Annotated in this window: 15 protein-coding genes; 12 read left to right on the top strand and 3 right to left on the bottom strand. The window is 49.3% G+C overall.

Going from position 1 to position 17,656, the window contains the following annotated elements; genetic code table 11:
* Positions 1 to 7: 7 nt before the first annotated feature.
* Positions 8 to 1,018, bottom strand: a complete 1,011-nt coding sequence (locus ACY0JR_RS15460) for an MlaD family protein (RefSeq protein ID WP_462635019.1) — start codon at positions 1,016 to 1,018, stop codon at positions 8 to 10.
* A gap of 12 nt (positions 1,019 to 1,030) precedes the next feature.
* Entirely contained in the window at positions 1,031 to 1,807 is a 777-nt protein-coding gene (locus ACY0JR_RS15455; protein ID WP_462635018.1) for an N-acetylmuramoyl-L-alanine amidase family protein, read from the bottom strand.
* Between the two features lie 67 nt (positions 1,808 to 1,874).
* Between ACY0JR_RS15455 and ACY0JR_RS15450 the strand changes: the two genes are divergently transcribed.
* The 12 genes from ACY0JR_RS15450 to ACY0JR_RS15395 all read left to right on the top strand — a co-directional run bounded on the left by ACY0JR_RS15450 (position 1,875) and on the right by ACY0JR_RS15395 (position 16,292).
* On the top strand, positions 1,875 to 4,568 hold the full coding sequence (locus ACY0JR_RS15450; RefSeq protein ID WP_462635017.1) for a putative LPS assembly protein LptD: 2,694 nt from the start codon (positions 1,875 to 1,877) through the stop codon (positions 4,566 to 4,568).
* Positions 4,569 to 5,249: 681 nt separating this feature from the next.
* Complete coding sequence (gene panB, locus ACY0JR_RS15445) at positions 5,250 to 6,068, top strand: 3-methyl-2-oxobutanoate hydroxymethyltransferase (protein ID WP_462635016.1); 819 nt, start codon at positions 5,250 to 5,252, stop codon at positions 6,066 to 6,068.
* 186 nt (positions 6,069 to 6,254) lie between these two features.
* Positions 6,255 to 6,941: an RluA family pseudouridine synthase gene (locus tag ACY0JR_RS15440; RefSeq protein ID WP_462635015.1), complete on the top strand. Its 687-nt coding sequence runs from the start codon at positions 6,255 to 6,257 to the stop codon at positions 6,939 to 6,941.
* The gene (locus ACY0JR_RS15435; RefSeq protein WP_462635014.1) at positions 6,920 to 7,180 is read left to right on the top strand and encodes a hypothetical protein; all 261 of its coding nucleotides are present in this window, start codon (positions 6,920 to 6,922) and stop codon (positions 7,178 to 7,180) included. The genes ACY0JR_RS15440 and ACY0JR_RS15435 overlap by 22 nt, the downstream gene beginning before the upstream one ends.
* A 74-nt stretch (positions 7,181 to 7,254) precedes the next feature.
* Positions 7,255 to 7,989 carry an acyl-CoA desaturase gene (locus ACY0JR_RS15430; protein WP_462635013.1) on the top strand — a complete coding sequence of 245 codons (735 nt, stop codon included), beginning with the start codon at positions 7,255 to 7,257 and terminating at the stop codon, positions 7,987 to 7,989.
* A 219-nt stretch (positions 7,990 to 8,208) separates the two neighbouring features.
* Entirely contained in the window at positions 8,209 to 8,748 is a 540-nt protein-coding gene (locus ACY0JR_RS15425) for a 30S ribosomal protein S16 (RefSeq protein WP_462635012.1), read from the top strand.
* Positions 8,749 to 8,759: 11 nt separating this feature from the next.
* Positions 8,760 to 9,353 carry a ribosome maturation factor RimM gene (gene rimM / locus ACY0JR_RS15420; protein ID WP_462635011.1) on the top strand — a complete coding sequence of 198 codons (594 nt, stop codon included), beginning with the start codon at positions 8,760 to 8,762 and terminating at the stop codon, positions 9,351 to 9,353.
* Positions 9,340 to 10,029: a tRNA (guanosine(37)-N1)-methyltransferase TrmD gene (gene trmD, locus ACY0JR_RS15415; protein WP_462635080.1), complete on the top strand. Its 690-nt coding sequence runs from the start codon at positions 9,340 to 9,342 to the stop codon at positions 10,027 to 10,029. Before rimM ends, trmD begins: the two co-directional genes overlap by 14 nt.
* Before the next feature lie 81 nt (positions 10,030 to 10,110).
* A complete protein-coding gene (gene rplS, locus ACY0JR_RS15410) occupies positions 10,111 to 10,464 on the top strand; it encodes a 50S ribosomal protein L19 (protein ID WP_181304438.1) in 354 nt (117 codons plus the stop codon).
* Between the two features lie 1,166 nt (positions 10,465 to 11,630).
* A complete protein-coding gene (locus tag ACY0JR_RS15405; RefSeq protein WP_462635010.1) occupies positions 11,631 to 12,098 on the top strand; it encodes a hypothetical protein in 468 nt (155 codons plus the stop codon).
* Positions 12,099 to 12,200: 102 nt separating this feature from the next.
* Positions 12,201 to 15,329, top strand: coding sequence for a PA14 domain-containing protein (locus ACY0JR_RS15400; protein WP_462635009.1), 3,129 nt, complete (start codon positions 12,201 to 12,203; stop codon positions 15,327 to 15,329).
* Positions 15,330 to 15,518: 189 nt separating this feature from the next.
* Positions 15,519 to 16,292, top strand: a complete 774-nt coding sequence (locus tag ACY0JR_RS15395) for an SDR family oxidoreductase (protein ID WP_462635008.1) — start codon at positions 15,519 to 15,521, stop codon at positions 16,290 to 16,292.
* 289 nt (positions 16,293 to 16,581) lie between these two features.
* Here the strand turns inward: ACY0JR_RS15395 and ACY0JR_RS15390 are convergent, their stop codons facing one another.
* On the bottom strand, positions 16,582 to 17,475 hold the full coding sequence (locus ACY0JR_RS15390) for an ATP-grasp domain-containing protein (protein ID WP_462635007.1): 894 nt from the start codon (positions 17,473 to 17,475) through the stop codon (positions 16,582 to 16,584).
* Positions 17,476 to 17,656: the final 181 nt, after the last annotated feature.

The following is a 17,656-nucleotide window of genomic DNA, read 5'->3' as shown; positions in this document are numbered from 1 at the left end:
GGAGAAACTATTTTTTCTCTAAAGCACTGGTAGTACCTACATTAGGCGTATTTTTTACCTTCGCGGCTTCCTTCTCTTTCGCGGCTTTATCAGCTTTGCCGCCGCCGCCAATTTGCAGCAGAGAGAAATGCACATAGCGCTTCGGATTGGCTTTCAGGTCCATGAGCAGCGCGTTCAGGCTCTCGCTGGAGCCGTTGAGGTTCCGGTACAAAGAGTCGTCGTTCATGAATCTGCCCAGGGTGCCATTAGTTTCGTTCAGTTTACTCATGGTCAGTTGCGCCTGGGCAATGGTGCTGTCCAACCCCCTGATGGCGCTGTTCATGGATTGCACATCCAAGGTATCTGTAATGGTGTTGAGGTTGCTGGCCAGGCGGCTGAACTTGGCTTCGGTTCCGCGCAGGGCGGCCGTGAGTTGGGCCAGGTTGCCTGTAATCTGGTTAATATTGCCTTGGTTGGCCAGGGTAACGGCGCGCAGGGTTTCTGACGTTACCTGGGCGTTGAGCAGAATAGACTGAATGCTGTTTTTAGCGTCTTTGTCCAAAAACTGGTTTAATCGCTGCAAGGTAGAGTCAACGGTTCCCAGCACCGGCATGGCCTTTTGGGTGAACATATCCGTGATGCTTTTCCGCACAAACGGAATCAGGAATTCGCCGCCCTCATAGCGCTTATTGTTGCGGCCCATGTACAGTTCAATAGCCTTGCCGCCCAGAAAGTCTGCGCTTACCAGCATGGCCACGGTAGAGTCTCCCACTTCAATGTCTTTCTCCACGTCTAGCGTTACCAGAATTTTGTTGCCTTTCTTCTGGTCCAGCACCATTTCCTTCACTAAGCCTACCCTAAAGCCATTGATGATGACCGGGTTGGAGACAGCCAGGCCTTCTACTGAATCATAGGTAACATAATAAGTTCTGGTAGAGGAGAAAACATTACTTCCTTTCAGGAATAGAAAGCCCACGTAGAGTGCTGCCAAAGACACAATGCCTAGCAACGCTACTTTGAGTTCTTTTGAAAATTTCACAGGGGTAAGATTTTAGTTCATGGCTTCAAGCTCTTGCTTGTATTCCTTAAAGGCACGATATATGCCTGATGCCATATACGTTTGGTTGGCTTTATCGTTGAGGAACTTCTCTTCCGTTGGGTTGGTCAGGAAACCAATCTCAATCAACGTGCTGGGCATGGCAGATTTCCAAAGCACCAGAAATCCCGCCTGCTTTACCCCGCGGCTAGAACGGCCCACTTTGGTCTTGAATTCTTTTTCTACTTTTTGGGCGAACCGCAGGCTGTTGTCCAGGTAAGCGCTTTGGTATAGACTGAAAAGAATGTGGCTCTGCGGCGAGTTAGGGTTGAAGCCATTGTACTTCTTCTCATAGTTCTCTTCCTGCAAGACAACGGAGTTCTCACGTTTGGCTACGGCCAGGTTACCGCTGGATTTGTGCTGTCCCATGGTATAGGTCTCTGTCCCGAAGGCGGCACTGGGCCCCGAGTTGCAATGGATGGAGATAAACAGGTCGGCGTGGTTTTTGTTCGCGATACCGGCGCGGTCAATCAACTCCACAAAGCGGTCATCTTTGCGGGTGAAGATCACCTTCACGTCTGGTATGTTTTCCTCCATGAGTTCGCCCACTTTGAGGGCCACTTTGAGGGCTACCTCCTTCTCCCGGGCAGAGGCTCCCAGGCACCCGGTGTCTTTTCCGCCGTGGCCGGCGTCAATCACCACCGTGCGTATCCTTACCTCCTTCCGTTCAAATGTGGTGAAAGAACTGAAAAGCAAAAAAGCAAAAACGGTAAGCGAGACAATATTTTTCACAAGATGCGTTAGTTAAAAGCTATTGTTAATAACTTTGTCCTAGTTAACAAAATAACAACAAATTTACTTGAATCAGAAGAGATCCCTCCTGTTTTTGGCAATTGCCCTTTTTCAAGGGATTGCCTTTTTTTCTGCCATGGAGGGAAGCGCGCAAGTTCGCCCAGCCCGTGCCAACCCTGCCTCCCGTCCAGATTCCCTGGTTGTCTCTGCTTCAGATAGTACTAACGCAAGAGCCCGCGGCGATATTGAGACCACCATCAATTATAAAGCCAAAGATTCCATCAGGTATGATGCCGTAAGCCAGATCATGCACTTGTACGGCGAGGCCCACATTGACTACGGCGACATTGCCCTGGACGCCGCCTACATCCAGATAAACTGGAAAACCAACATCATTGACGCCGAAGGCATCTTGGACACGGCCGGGGTACTGCAGAACAGACCTTTATTTAAGAGCGGTGCCGAGACTTACCAGGCCGAGCGGATGTCTTATAACTACAAAACCAAAAAGGGGCGCGTTATTGGGGCCGTTACCACCCAGGGCGAAGGTTACATTCACGCTGAGACCATTAAACGGGATTCTTTGGGAAGTATTTACGGCAGCCACGCCCGCTACACCACCTGTGATCTGGAACACCCGCACTTTTATATAAAGGCCACCAAAATGAAGGTGATTCCCAATGACCGGGTTATTGCCGGGCCTTTCCATTTGGTCTTCGCCGATGTACCTACGCCCATTGGTCTGCCGTTCGGGTTTTTCCCTTCGCCCCGCAAAAGAGGCTCGGGTGTCATTATTCCTACGTTTGGCGAGTCAAGGCAACAAGGTTTCTACCTGCGCGAGGGCGGTTTCTACTGGGCCATGAACGAGTACATGGACATGCGCATTACCGGTGACATTTTCTCTTTGGGCGGCTACGGCCTACGGGTGCAGTCTACCTATACCAAGCGCTACAAATACAGCGGTAATTTCTCTTTAAGCCACACGTATAACAAAGCCAACCAAACCATTGGCGCGGGCCTCACCACAGACCCGGTGTACAACTACAACACAGATTCCCGCGACATTTGGGTGAGCTGGAGCCACCAACCCGTTACCCGTCCCGGTCAGGGGCAGTTCTCGGCCAGCGTGAACGCCGGTAGCCAGTTCTACAACCAACGTAACTCCACCAGCCCGCAGAATGCGCTGTCACCGGCCTTTAACTCTACGGTTTCTTACCGCAAGAGCAGCCCCAATTCGCCTATTAACTACGGGGTGACCATCTCGCAAAGCCAGACCACCCGCACCCAGTACAATGAAGCCGGTGAACAGGTACCAGTGCAGCAGATGAGCTTTACCTTACCTGACTTCAGCTTTGGCGTGGCCAGTCAGAGCCCTATTGAGTGGTTCGGCGGAACGTTGACCGGCCGCTGGATTGAAGGCATCAGGATTGGGTATAACCTGAACGCGCGGCAGTACGTGACCAACAACATTTCTGGAGGCTCAGGTTTGGGGTTCCCTTTTTCTAACCGACTGGGCCGCGATACTGTGATTGCCATTAACGGTTCTAACCTGGCCCAGATTTTCCGGAACGCCCGTACCAGCATCAACCATGACATTCCGCTTACGCTGGGAACCGTTAGCCTTTTCAAGCATTTCAAACTGACGCCCGGCGTGAGCTACAGTGAAAGCTGGTTCACCAAAAAATACACGTACCGCAACATTCCGGGGTCAAACTTACTGGCGGTAGACACCCTGAAAGGACTGCACCGCACCTACCAGTACCAAGGCGGCGTTTCCCTTTCCACTAACTTGTACGGCATTGCCCAGATCAAAGGAAAGAAGGTCGAAGCCATTCGGCACACCATTACGCCTAACATTTCTTACAACTGGCGCCCTGACTTCGGCCGTCCCGAATATGGCTTTTACCAGCGGGTACAGCGCGACAGCCTAGGAAACACGCAACTGCTTTCCCGCTTCCAGGGCTTGGAAGGAAACGTACCGGGGCCGGGCTTGAGCAGCGCCATTTCTTTCTCGGTGAGTAACAACGTGGAGATGAAGGTAAAAACCGATAGTGCGGGTGTTTTCAAGAAAGTAAGCTTGATTGACGCCTTCAACTTCTCCGGTTCCTACAACATGGCCGCCGACTCTTTCAAGCTTTCCAACATCAACGTGAACCTGTCTACCCGTCTATTTAACAACGTAGGCGTGACCGTATCTGGAAGCTTTGACCCTTACCAATATGTCAACGGAATCAGAAGAAACGCCTACCTGATTGAAGACGGAGGTTTCCGGCTGGCGCGCCTCATGAACCTCAACTTCAACACCGGGTATGAGTTCAACCAACAGGCCCGTAAGCAGCAAACTGAATCTGGCGCGGCGCCCACCACTAACTTGCCTGCCTTGCAGCGTACCGTCACGGCGGCAGATTACGTGGAATTTAACATCCCCTGGACGCTCTCCGTGGACTTGACCTCTAACTTCACCCGAGACAATCTCACTGATAAACTGATCAATAACGCCACCTCGGCGGGCATCAACGGCTCTGTCACCCTCACCGAGAAATGGGCCGTGAATTACACCACCAGTTATGATATCAAGAACAGAATCCTGAGCTACACCAACATTGGCATTACCCGTGACCTGCATTGCTGGCAGATGTCCATAGACTGGGTGCCGTTTGGGGTGTTGCAACGCTATTCCATCAACATCAACGCCAAATCTGCCCTGCTGCAAGACCTGCGCATCAGGCGCAGCGGCAGTGCCACCGGAAGACCTTATTAATAAAACAGAGCGGCCACCTTCAAAAAAGGTGGCCGCTCTGTTTTTAGCCTGTTTCCCGTAAAACCAGCCAGAAACAACCCCATTTTCCAATTACTTTCACACCTAGAAACAAGGTTCGCCATAGCAGGATGTTTCTGAGAAGCAGCCCCCACTCTTCCCAGCGAGAGAATCACGACTTTGTCTTTATAGTTCACGGAATTTTCAAACTTCCGGTCATGGTAGGTCCAAGTCACAGACTTGAACCATGATACTTTGTAATATTTGTAATATATAACAAACCTACTTTCCCCTTTCCAGTCTTCCCCGAGCGCGCCTCGCTTTTGGCCCTGGAATATCAAAACTAAGCGCAAAGAATTTCTCAGGCCGAAAGGGCAGTGTGCGAGGGGAAGACGGGGCCTCGCGGCCGTGAGCGCACGGAGGCAAACCATGCAACAATTCAGTATAAGGGCACCGCATCAACCAGACGCCACGCCAGCAACAGGCAAACCCCATGCACAATCAATCCACGCCAAAAGCAGCCAAGGCAACAGCAAATCACATAAGCTGAATCTCAAGAAGCGAACTAAGTAGTATAATAAAATCATTCCAGCGGATGCTCTTCGTCCAGAATTTCTCTGTTTTTATTCCTGATTCCTAATTTCTCACTCCTTACCTTTGCCCAAGGCAAAACACGAATTGATTATGTCGGTCCATAAGAATGCGGTAAAGATTGTTACCACGCACCAGCTGCAAAGTATGAAAGTGAGAGGCGAGAAGATTTCTATGCTCACCGCCTATGATTTCTCCATGGCTACTTTACTGGATGCCGCCGGAACAGACGTGCTTTTGGTAGGCGATTCCGCCTCCAACGTAATGGCTGGTCATGAGACTACCTTGCCCATTACCCTGGACCAGATGATTTATCACGCTTCTTCGGTGGTAAGAGGTGTGAAACGTGCGTTTGTGGTGGTAGACTTGCCTTTCGGTTCTTACCAGGGAAACTCTTCTGAAGCCCTTCGCTCTGCCATCAGAATCATGAAAGAATCTGGTGCCCACGGCGTGAAACTGGAAGGTGGCGAGGAGATCAAAGATTCCATTACCCGCATCTTAAGCGCGGGCGTACCGGTCATGGGTCATTTAGGACTTACCCCGCAGTCTATCTATAAATTCGGAACGTACTCTGTACGTGCCAAAGAAGAGGCTGAAGCCGAGAAACTTCTCTCTGATGCCCGCCTTCTGCAGGAACTGGGTTGCTTCGCCATTGTGCTGGAGAAAATTCCGTCCAACCTGGCCAAACGCGTAGCCGATGAACTCCAAATTCCTATCATCGGGATTGGGGCCGGCCCGCACGTAGACGGGCAGGTACTAGTAATCCATGACTTGCTGGGCATCACCAAAGAATTCAAACCCCGCTTCCTGCGCCGCTACGCCGAACTCCATGAGACCATTACCAGCGCTGTCAGCAACTATATCCAAGACGTAAAATCCCTCAACTTCCCCTCTGAAGAAGAAGCTTACTAGTTATTAGTTATCAGTTTTTAGTTGTCAGATGGAAGCTTTCCGTTTAGCGGTTCTTTTTCAGAAATGAGCCGTTAAACGAATGTATTTTTCTGTACTTTATGGATGAAGAGCCAATTCGTTACGCCACATTTCTCAGTAGGAAGTTCTGACAACTAAGGACTGACAACAAAAGAACTAAAATCTGCCATGCCTGCCCCCTTCAAGTTAGACGTCCTCTTTGAAGACAACCATATTCTGGTGGTTAACAAACCTAGTGGGGTGCTGGTGCAGGGCGATGAGACGGGTGACGTGCCGCTTTCTGAATTGGCTAAAGAATACATCAAACAGAAGTACCAGAAGCCGGGCAATGTTTTCATGGGCGTGGTGCACCGCCTGGACCGTCCCGTAAGTGGCGTGGTTTTACTGGCGAAGACCTCCAAAGCCTTAACTCGGTTAAACGAGCAATTCAAAACGCGCACGACGCAGAAAGTCTATTGGGCCATTACCCAGCGAACTCCCCAACCGGAAAGCGGAACCCTGGTCCATTGGCTCATCAAAGATGCGGAACGCAACACCACCAAAGCCCTCACCACAGAAAAGCCGGGCAGCCAGCGCGCCGAACTCAGTTATTCTTTGTTGAAAAGCATTGGAGGAAAATCGCTGGTGGAAGTAAGACCCGTCACGGGCAGGCCGCACCAGATCAGGGTCCAGTTGGCTTCCCTCAAATGCCCCATCCTGGGCGACCTTCGATACGGCGCGCCAGAGCCGATGCCCGACAAAAGCATCTGCCTGCACGCGCGCGAACTTGGCTTTGAACACCCTGTCCTGAAAACATGGGTCACCGTTCAGGCACCTCTTCCCCGCATTTCGGCGTGGCAGCCCTTCCAACCTTAAGCTTTCCCTACCTGTTTCCTAGCTTCTTTTGGTTGGAAAACGAAAAGAAAACAGCAGTTATAGCTGAATTCATACTTTCCGATGCCGTTTTTGGATTGTTTTCAGAGAAACAGCCCCAAAAAGCCTACACCACCTTCTCACTCAAGACTCAGAACTCCCAAAAAGATGATTCTCGTCACTTTTATTTATTTTACAAGTTTGGCTTTGCGGGGTTTGCTCCTTGCGTTGTAGCTTTGTGAACTTATTTTCGGCAGGGGTGTTTTCAATTCGCCTGCCCTTGTTCGGCTTAAATCATTAATTGCCTTCATCCAGTATGATTATCCTTCTCTTCTTTGTAGCCCATTGGTACCTGTCGCTGTTTGTGCAGACGTTTTACCTGCACCGCTACGCCGCTCACAAAATGTTTACCATGAATGCGTTCTGGGAGAAGTTCTTTTTCCTGTTCACCTACATCAGCCAGGGCTCATCCTTCTTATCGCCTCGGGCGTATGCTATTCTGCACCGTATGCACCACGCTTTCTCTGATACTGAGCGTGATCCACACTCCCCGCACTTCTCCAGCAACGCTTTCACCATGATGTGGAAGACCAAAAACATTTACAATGATGTCTTGAAGAACCGTGTAGAACCCGAAATGCGTTTTGACGGCAATTACCCGGTATGGCGCCTGGTAGAAAGCATTGGCGACCACTGGGTTTCCCGTTTGGTTTGGGGTACATTTTACGTAGTATTCTATATCAATTTCGCCACGCAGTGGTGGATGTATCTGTTACTGCCCTTACACTTTTTGATGGGTCCTCTGCACGGAGCCATTGTGAACTGGAGCGGCCACAAATACGGCTACCAGAACTTTGACAACAATGACAGATCTAAGAACTCTCTTTTCTTCGATTTTTTGACTGGTGGCGAACTGTTCCAGAACAATCATCATAAGCTGCCTAACCGCGTGAACTTCGGGGTGAAATGGTGGGAAGTAGATCCTACGTATCCGGTAATCTGGACTTTAGATAAACTGGGTATTATCAAGCTGAAGAAAGCCAGAGCATAATCTCTCTACTAATTCGTTATACAAAAGAAAGGCCTTGGTGTATTTGCCAAGGCCTTTCTTTTCTATAAAGCAGCACTGATTAGACATATCTCCCGGAAAACAGGCTCAAAACAGTTTCCACAAATATTCTCATCATCAATCTATTAGCACTTTCAAAATTATTCCCGTACATTTGCACCCCAATGCCGGACGGGATCCGGCGCGTTAACAAAGTTTACTATGGCTGTTAAAATCAGACTGGCCCGCAGAGGCCGCAAAAAAGCTGCGATGTATGATATCGTGGTTGCAGATGCTCGTTCACCACGTGATGGTCGTTTCATCGAGAAATTGGGTACGTACAACCCGCAAACCAACCCTGCCACTATCAACTTCAACGAAGACAAAGCGTTGGATTGGGTATTGAAAGGTGCGCAACCAACTGACACCGTGAAAGCCATGCTTTCTTACACCGGTGTTATGTTCAGAAAACACTTACAGATTGGTGTATTGAAAGGTGCCGTAACGCAAGAGCAGGCCGATGCCCGCTATGCTGAGTGGAAAGCCGCCAAAGAAGCCAAAATATCTGGTAAAGTAGAGAAATTGGGAAGCGACAAAGCCGCGCAGAGACAAGCTGCTTTAGAGGCTGAATCTAGAGTAAACGCTGCTCGTGCTGAGGCGATCCGTTTGAAGAATGCTCCTGCTCCAGAAGCAACCGAAGAAGCTCCTGCTGCCGAAGGTGATGCTCCTGCTGCTGACGCGACTGAAGAAGCCCAAGCTTAATTTTACAAGCCATGACGTTAGACGCCTGCTTCCAGCTGGGGTACATTATGAAGACGCATGGCACCAAAGGCCAGGTAGTCGCGTTTTTTGACGTTGACTTTCCGGAAGAGTACGATGAATTGGAATCAGTTTTCCTGTTAATCAACGGGAAGCTGGTTCCTTTTTTCATTGATGACCTTAATCCGCAGGACCGTGGCCGCAGCATCATCAAGTTTGAGGATGTGAAAACCGTAGCCGATGCCGAGAAACTCAAAGGCACCGCCATTTACCTACCTTTGAACCAACTACCCGAGTTGGAAGAAGACCAGTTCTACTTCCATGAGGTGATTGGCTATACGGTAGTAGATGAGCAACTGGGCGAACTGGGCACGGTGCAGACCTTCTTTGACCTGCCTAATCAAGATCTGTTGGCCATGGAGTACCAGGGCCATGAGGTGCTTATTCCGGTTCAGGACGAGATTGTGCTGCGTACGAACAAAGAGGAGCGCAAAATTTACGTGAACCTGCCCGAGGGCCTGCTGGAAGTGTACACCCAACCTTCTAACCGTATGTTAGAAGAACCGCCTTTGGAAGGTGAGGAAGACGAAGATGATGACACGGTTTGATATCATCACGTGCCAACCCCACCTGCTTTCGGGCCCTTTTGACCACTCTATTCTAAAAAGAGCCCAGGACAAAGGACTGGTAGAAGTGCATTTACACGACCTTCGGAAATACGCCATCAACAAGCACGGCCAGATTGACGACTACGCCTTTGGCGGAGGCGCCGGCATGGTGCTCATGGTAGAGCCTATTGCTAAATGCATTAGGGAGCTACAGGCAGAACGCAACTATGATGCGGTGATCTACATGACCCCAGACGGCCAGACGCTAAACCAACCCATGGCTAACCGGTTGTCTATGCTGAAGAACATCATCATTCTGTGCGGCCACTACAAAGGCGTAGACCAGCGCGTGCGCGATCTGTTTGTGACCCACGAGATCAGCATAGGAGACTATGTACTCTCCGGCGGAGAACTGGCGGCTGCGGTGCTGGCCGATTCGCTCATCCGGTTAATTCCGGGCGTGTTGAACGATGAAAGCAGCGCTTTGTCAGACTCTTTTCAAGATAACCTTTTGGCACCACCGGTGTACTCACGGCCCGCTGACTTTGAAGGACATACTGTGCCAGACATCTTACTCTCGGGCAATACGCCCAAGGTGGAAGAGTGGCGCTTTGAACAGGCCGTGCAGCGTACCCAGCAACTACGACCTGATTTGTTGCGCGAGGAAAAAAATTAGTAGTTTTAAGTTACATTTAGAAAAATAACGTCTATATTTGCACTCCGAATTTTGCAGATAAAAAGACACTATATTATAGTCATGAGCGATTTAATCAAATTAGTAGAGCAGGAATACACAGAGAAGCGTGCCTCAATTCCTACTTTTGCTGCTGGCGACACAGTGAATATTCACGTAAAAATCCGTGAAGGTAACAAAGAGCGTATCCAGCAATTCCAAGGAGTGGTATTGCAACGCAGAAACTCCGGTGCCAGCGAGACTTTCACTGTAAGAAAAGTGTCTAACCAAATCGGAACTGAGCGTATTTTCCCGCTTCTTTCTCCAAACATTGACAAAATCGAGGTTATCCGCAGAGGTAAAGTTAGAAGAGCCCGTTTGTTCTACCTGAGAGGCCTTTCTGGTAAAGCCGCCCGTATCAAAGAAAAAAGAAGCTAATACCACTTGGTATAAGTTACTCCATAGTTTTAGTTCCAAAAAAGCCGACCTCTACGAGGTCGGCTTTTTTGTTTTCCTTAAAAATCTGACTATAGTCCCTACCAATCATATTTAAGTCGTTCTTAACCAAACTACTCAAAGGATTGTTGATCACAATTTGTTTGAATGGAGCACAAGCAAAAAGTACCTTATAAAGCTAAATCAACCTTAAATAGATACTTACTTTTTAGTATTTTCATCTAAAAACCTCCGGTATAAGGAAATAATTAAAAAATATATTGACAAAGTTAAATTAAAATTTACCTTTACATCAGAAATCGCGTTAGTGCTCCTATCAATAATCTAAGGAGTGTTCCAAATACTTGGGATTAGTTGTCGGCTAAAGTTCTTTAGATTGAATTTATTGTATTAGTTAACAATACTTAGTAGTTAGCTGGTTGTAATAAGTAGTGTAATCCTTTAATCTTTTACATGGATAGGTGTAGCTACAAACCTATCCATGAACTTGGGACTATACTAAAAGAAGCAATAACACTTAGTTATTCTTTGGTTGGAACTGTAATCCAAAGGAACTACCAGAACAGATCAATATTGATCTGTCGTTTTCATTGATGGTCTTTTAGTAAGTCATGCAAAATGGTTTACTGGTATTTATTTCTAAAATCTAATACTATGGACTTTATCATTATATCACCTTATCTATTAATAACTCTCTCCTTCTCTACTACTTGCATTACTGATTCATAATGCCGTAACTGCTTAGCACGTATTTTCTCATATCTAACCTATATGTTTTGACCTTGTATTAAGATATGAGACCAATAGTAGTGCATTAATAATTACTTGCCCTTCAAATATCAATCTCCATAATCATTGATTACGCACAAGAATATCCCATTAATTAATATTCTACTTTCAATCATATACATAAAAAGGACTTACTATACTAGGTAAACAGCCCCTATTAGCTGTATGACAATGTCAAACAGCTCTATTTAAGAAGAATTAGATTGAAATTCATTTACTAACATCAAAATGTTTGCCCTATTCACGGCCAAACATTTTGACGCACTTCCTTTATCTGCTTACCTCAAAGTAAATAGGCAGACACCTGCTTTGCTCACTCAGATTTTTAAACCTTACTAAAAAGTTTATTTATTATTTATATGGATACATCTAAAAAGCTATCCCGAATTAACCGCTTGAGCTTCTTCTGCAGTCTGGTTGTACTGTTTACTCTAACTTCTGGGCACACTTTTACCCTTAAACCAACTCCAGTTCCTAAAGAGGAAAGCAAGTGGGAATTTCACTCGGAAGTGAAAGGAGTTAAAATATACTACCAGATCAGTTCCTGTAACAACAGGGGAGTAGTTTACCTGAAGTTCGACAACACACACAAAGAGAAGGTCAGAATATCCTGGAAAGAAGCATACCATACGAAACAGATACCGGAAGAAAGAGAAGGATATACTGGATTGAAGGAACTGGAACTGCTGCCAGGCGAAACCTACCAATCTGATTGCGATCAAATAAAGGTGAAAGAATGTGTCACATTTTCAGATAAAGCGATTCCAACCTATAAGGCAGACATAACTAAAGTAAATCTAAAGAACATATTAGTTACCACACCCTAATTGGTTACTTCTCAATTTTCCATAATTCTTTCAAATAATAAAAATAAACTATGTTAAACTTTAACCTTAATAGATCTCATGAAACACTTTACGCAATTAATAGTGAAATTCTGGTTAACAAGTCTCCTACTGCTCATTATAGGGACATCTACTTCGTTTGCGCAAACTCCTGCTCCAGACAGTAAAGGACGTGACTTTTGGTTAGCATTTCCGGGCAATTATCAAGGTGGCAGTGCACTTACTTTGTTCATTACCGGAGATGTGGCTACCACGGGCATAGTAACCATTCCAGGGTTAAGCTTCAGTGCCAATTTCACGGTTACGCCTGGCACTATCACCTCAGTTAGTTTACCTACCACCGCCCAGCTAACGCAGTCTAACGTAGTTCAAAACCGGGGAATTCATGTTACAGCTCAGTCAGAGGTAACCATTTACGGGTTGAACAGAGAGCAGGCAACCACAGATGCGTTTTTAGCATTGCCTACAGATATACTTGGGAAAGAATACATTAACCTGGGTTATAAAAATGTTAACGTAGTAAATCAGACCCAATTTGCGGTTGTAGCCACGGTAAATGGAACAGTAGTCACCATTACTCCTACCGTGACTACAGGCACACGGGTGGCTGGAGTACCCTATAACGTCACCTTGAATCAGGGGGAAACCTATTTGCTTATAAACACCGGCTCTTCACCCAATGACTTGAGTGGTTCACTTATAACGGCCACCCAGCCGGTGGGAGTTTTTGGGGGCCACGGGTGCGCCAATATACCTGCAGGCTTTGTTGCCTGCGATTATATTGTGGAGCAGTTACCTCCTACCTCAGCCTGGGGAAAGCAATTTGTGACCGTACCACTTGCCACCCGACGAAACGGCGATACCTTTAGGATACTCGCCTCAGTTGACAATACCAAAGTAATGGTAAACGGCGCCACTGTTGCCACGTTAAACAAAGGCCAGTTCCATGAGAGAATAATTGTTGGGTCATCTCAAATAACGGCAGATCAGCCCATATTAGTTGCTCAATATTCAAATTCCAGCTCATTTGACAATGTAACCTCAGATCCGTTCATGATGCTTATACCGCCTTATGAGCAATTCCTAGGGAGTTACACGGTCGCAACTCCGGCAACCGGCTTCAGCTCCAACTTCATTAACGTAGTGGCACCTACTGCGGCGGTGGGCTCTATCCGGCACAACGGGACAGTCATTCCTGCTGACAGATTTACTGCCATTGGCAGTAGTGGTTTTTCTGGAGCGCAGTTGACAATTAGTGCCGGTACCCATAACCTGACGGGTGGAGGATCTCCGTTTGGTGCCTTTGTGTATGGCTTTGACTCTTATGACTCTTACGGCTACCCAGGCGGACAGTCCTTGGCACCAGTAGCCACCGTAAGGACTATTACCATCAACTTGCAAGGGGGTACTACTGCCACTGTAGGTACAGAACACTGCATGGTGGCTACCGCAACTGATCAGAACGGTGACCCTGTTGCCGGAGTTAGGGTAGACTTTGCCATAACCGGTGCTAATGCCCAAACTGGCTTTGCCACCACCAACACCAGCGGGCAGGCGCAATTCTGTTATACCGGGAACAACGCCGGCACAGATAACATAGTGGCTTCTTCTGGAACAGTTACTGCCAACGCCACCATCAATTGGGTGAACAAGAAGACCCAGACTATTGATTTTGCCCCTATTGCCAGCAAGAATGTAGGAGATGCGCCTTTTACCATAAGTGCTACCGCAAGCTCGGGTTTACCGGTAACCTTTACTATTCTTTCTGGCCCGGCAACCATCAGCGGCAATACAATAACCCTTACTGGTATGGCGGGAGAAGTTGTAGTTCAAGCAATGCAGGCGGGTAATGGAGAGTATGCAGCAGCCACTCCGGTTATTCAAAGGTTTATGGTGAGGAGCAATGATACACCCGTTGCTTGCTCCAACACGGGTTCTATCACGTACGAGTTCTGGGCCAACGTGTCTGACCGGAGGGTGGAGCTGGAGCAGATCCCCACCCATCTGGCGCCCACCAGCACCAGCACGCTCTCCTCCTTCTCCGTGCCGGCCAACGTGGGCGAGAACTACTTCGCCCGCGTGCGGGGCTACCTCTGCGTGCCGGTGACGGGCATGTACCGCTTCCACCTGGCCGCCGACGACCGGGCCGAGCTCATGCTCAGCACCGACGACAACCCGGCCAACAAGCGCCGCATCGCCTTCCTGCGGGCAGCCGTGCCGCCCGGCGTCTACACCGCCAACCCCAGCCAGCAGTCGGAGCCCATCATGCTGGAGGCCGGGCGGCGCTACTACATTGAGGCCGTCATGCGCGAGTTCCAGTTCAACGACCACCTCACCGTGACCTGGACCATGCCGGACGGAACCATGCAGACCATCCCCGGCGCGAACCTGATCCCTTACACCCCTGCCCCACCAGTTTGCGCCGGTTCTGGTTCTATCACGTACGAGTTCTGGGCCAACGTGTCTGACCGGAGGGTGGAGCTGGAGCAGATCCCCACCCATCTGGCGCCCACCAGCACCAGCACGCTCTCCTCCTTCTCCGTGCCGGCCAACGTGGGCGAGAACTACTTCGCCCGCGTGCGGGGCTACCTCTGCGTGCCGGTGACGGGCATGTACCGCTTCCACCTGGCCGCCGACGACCGGGCCGAGCTCATGCTCAGCACCGACGACAACCCGGCCAACAAGCGCCGCATCGCCTTCCTGCGGGCAGCCGTGCCGCCCGGCGTCTACACCGCCAACCCCAGCCAGCAGTCGGAGCCCATAATGCTGGAGGCCGGGCGGCGCTACTACATTGAGGCCGTCATGCGCGAGTTCCAGTTCAACGACCACCTCATCGTGGCCTGGACCATGCCGGACGGAACCATGCAGACTATTCCCGGCACGAGCCTAATCCCTTACACAGCGCCTACTCCGGTGCCAATGGTCTCAACCACCACTACTCCAGACTTAACGCTAGCATCATTTACCGCAAGCCCGAACCCTTTCATTCACAAAGCAATGGTCGGTTTCTCTGTGGCAAGCGAGGAAAAAGTGAGCCTGGAGATCTACAACATGCAAGGTCAATTGGTGAAGGCCCTGCATACCGGCAGTGCTGAGCCAGGAAGAGCTTACGAATACGAGTTTGACGGAAGTAATCACCCCAATGGCGTTTACCTCTGCCGCATAACCGTAGCTGGTAAGACAACCATCAAGCGGATACTTCTGGCGAGATGATTTGATCAGTATGCCTCATAGAAAAATGGCTTCCCTAGGGAAGCCATTTTTCATTTATGCCACACATTATTAACTGAATCTGAGCTCTTTAAGCGCCAGACTTAAAAGAGGCTACCTCAAGGCCTTCACGGTTTGGTAAATTCTGCGTACACTTACCTTTCCAAATCCATCTCTATCTACTATAAGCAAATGCAGAATAACCGTTGGAATTTAGAGGGCCGCCGGGCCCTGGTTACCGGAGGCACCAAAGGTATAGGCGCCGCCATTGCCGAGGAGTTGCTTTCCTTTGGGGCCGAGGTACTGATTGTAGCCCGCAAGGAAATGGAGGTAAACCAAGCCGTGACCGATTGGCGCGCCCGGGGCCTGAAAGCCTCTGGCATGGTAGCCGACGTAAGCCAACCCGCCGACCGGCATAACCTTCTGCAATTGGTGGAGAACACCTGGGGCACGCTGGACATCCTGGTGAACAACGTGGGCACCAACATCCGGAAGAAAATAGGCGAATACACGCCCGAAGAATACAGCTATTTACTGAATACCAATCTCACCTCGGCCTTTGAGTTGTGCCGATTAGCCCATCCGTTTTTGAAAGCATCCCCACAAGGCAATGTGGTGAACGTCTCCTCGGTGGCAGGTTTGGGTCACGTGCGCACCGGCGCCATCTACGGCATGACGAAGGCTGCGCTGGTGCAGCTCTCCAAGAACCTGGCGGGTGAGTGGGCACCAGACGGCATCCGGGTGAACTGCGTAGCGCCGTGGTACATCAGAACGCCGCTAGCTGACCAGGTGCTGCACAACCAGGAGTACCTAGAAAGCGTGTTGAGCCGCACCCCTACCCGCACCATCGGGAACCCCGAGGATGTGGCCTCGGCCGTAGCATTTCTGTGCATGCCGGCCGCTGCGTACATTACCGGCCAGTGCATTGCCGTAGACGGCGGTATGAGCATCAACCTGTTTGGGTAAGCCTGACTAACGAGAACTTGGGATTCAACTCTCTCAAGAGGGCGATAAAGTGTTTGAGTAGGGGCACCTTGTGGTTGCCCACTTACGATAGCAAACGTAAAGGGCAACCACAAGGGATTGCCCCTACAAAGCAAATGTATATTCTCTTCCCAAAAAGAAAACCTAGTTACAAAACAGCCATAGACAGTAGAAGGACTTGATAACTTTGAAGCTTACATTGAAACAGAAACTCCTCCCCGGTCAAAGCCAGGGAGGAGTTTCTGTTTTAGGCCCACTTTCCAGAAATTGGCTAAGAAACCGAAGAAGGAACTTCTTCCATCATCTGTACCAAAGCTTGGTAGTAGTTTTCCAGCGAATCTGGATGCGTGTGCAGGTACAGGAACGGCTCAATCAGCTCCAGTTCCATCAGTTGCAGTTCCTCGCCTACCACTACGCCGTCTACGCGGGCGTACAGGCAATCATCGGCAAACTGGTTGACCATGATCTGGGCCTGCGCCAGCAGATTAGCCGGTGCTTCCTGCGGATGAATGGTGCCTCCAAAGAAATGCTGCACTCTGAAGTCACCGGACTTGGCAGACTTCAGCAGGCAATGGCTGTACTGGCCGTTGAAGAACAGGAACGACCACTCGCCTTCTTCCTGAATTTGCGGCATGAAAGGCTGAGCCAGGAAATCTTCGGCTCTGAGTAATTCCTCAAGTTTAGGCTTTACTTCTTCCACTTCGTCCAGAGACACAATGAACGTGTTTTTCGCGCCGCCGCTCACGCAGGGCTTGATGATGAGCTTATCAGTTTGGAACTGGGTGAAGTACTGCGCCAACTCTACGGCAGTTCCTCTTTTGAGTAAGGCAGTAGGCACGATGGGCAGTCCGGCTTTCTCCACTTCCAGCAGGTAATGCTTGTCGGCGTTCCAACGAATGGTAGAGATGGGGTTAAGGGTGCGGATGCCCAGTGCTTCCATACGGTCCAGCCAGGCGCAAAAAGCTGGAAACTTGTCGAAGTAATCCCACGGCGATTTAAAAACCGCCAGGTCATATTGCTCCCAGTTTACAGCAGGGTCATGCCAGTCTTCCAGGGTGATGTCAATTCCTTTAGAGGTGAGGTAATCCATCAGGACGCCGTCTTCGCTGCCGCTCAAGGAGCCATAGCTGTGGATGGCCTCATAAGTCACTAATGCTAGTTTCAAGGTTGTTTTTTGGTATGAATGGTGATGTGTAAAAAATTCTCTGTGGATGTAAACCCACCCTTGTCCCTCCAAGGAGGCGATTTCCGCTGCACGTTGGATTCAAAGTTTCAAACTTGAACAAGGCATTCCCCTCCTTGGAGGGCAGAGGTGGGCAAACGGTTTTGAGGATGTTTTCCCCAAA

Source organism: Rufibacter sp. JT3400010 (genome assembly GCF_054956755.1).
The sequence above is the reverse complement of the archived record's forward strand: the minus strand, read 5'-3'. Positions and strand labels throughout refer to the sequence as shown.

Bases quoted from the DNA above. Each gene is read 5' to 3' on its own strand.
- panB (WP_462635016.1), top strand. From the start codon at position 5,250: ATGTCGGTCCATAAGAATGCGGTAAAGATTGTTACCACGCACCAGCTG.
- ACY0JR_RS15440 (WP_462635015.1), top strand. From the start codon at position 6,255: ATGCCTGCCCCCTTCAAGTTAGACGTCCTCTTTGAAGACAACCATATT.
- ACY0JR_RS15430 (WP_462635013.1), top strand. From the start codon at position 7,255: ATGATTATCCTTCTCTTCTTTGTAGCCCATTGGTACCTGTCGCTGTTT.
- ACY0JR_RS15425 (WP_462635012.1), top strand. From the start codon at position 8,209: ATGGCTGTTAAAATCAGACTGGCCCGCAGAGGCCGCAAAAAAGCTGCG.
- rimM (WP_462635011.1), top strand. From the start codon at position 8,760: ATGACGTTAGACGCCTGCTTCCAGCTGGGGTACATTATGAAGACGCAT.
- trmD (WP_462635080.1), top strand. From the start codon at position 9,340: ATGACACGGTTTGATATCATCACGTGCCAACCCCACCTGCTTTCGGGC.
- rplS (WP_181304438.1), top strand. From the start codon at position 10,111: ATGAGCGATTTAATCAAATTAGTAGAGCAGGAATACACAGAGAAGCGT.
- ACY0JR_RS15405 (WP_462635010.1), top strand. From the start codon at position 11,631: ATGGATACATCTAAAAAGCTATCCCGAATTAACCGCTTGAGCTTCTTC.
- ACY0JR_RS15395 (WP_462635008.1), top strand. From the start codon at position 15,519: ATGCAGAATAACCGTTGGAATTTAGAGGGCCGCCGGGCCCTGGTTACC.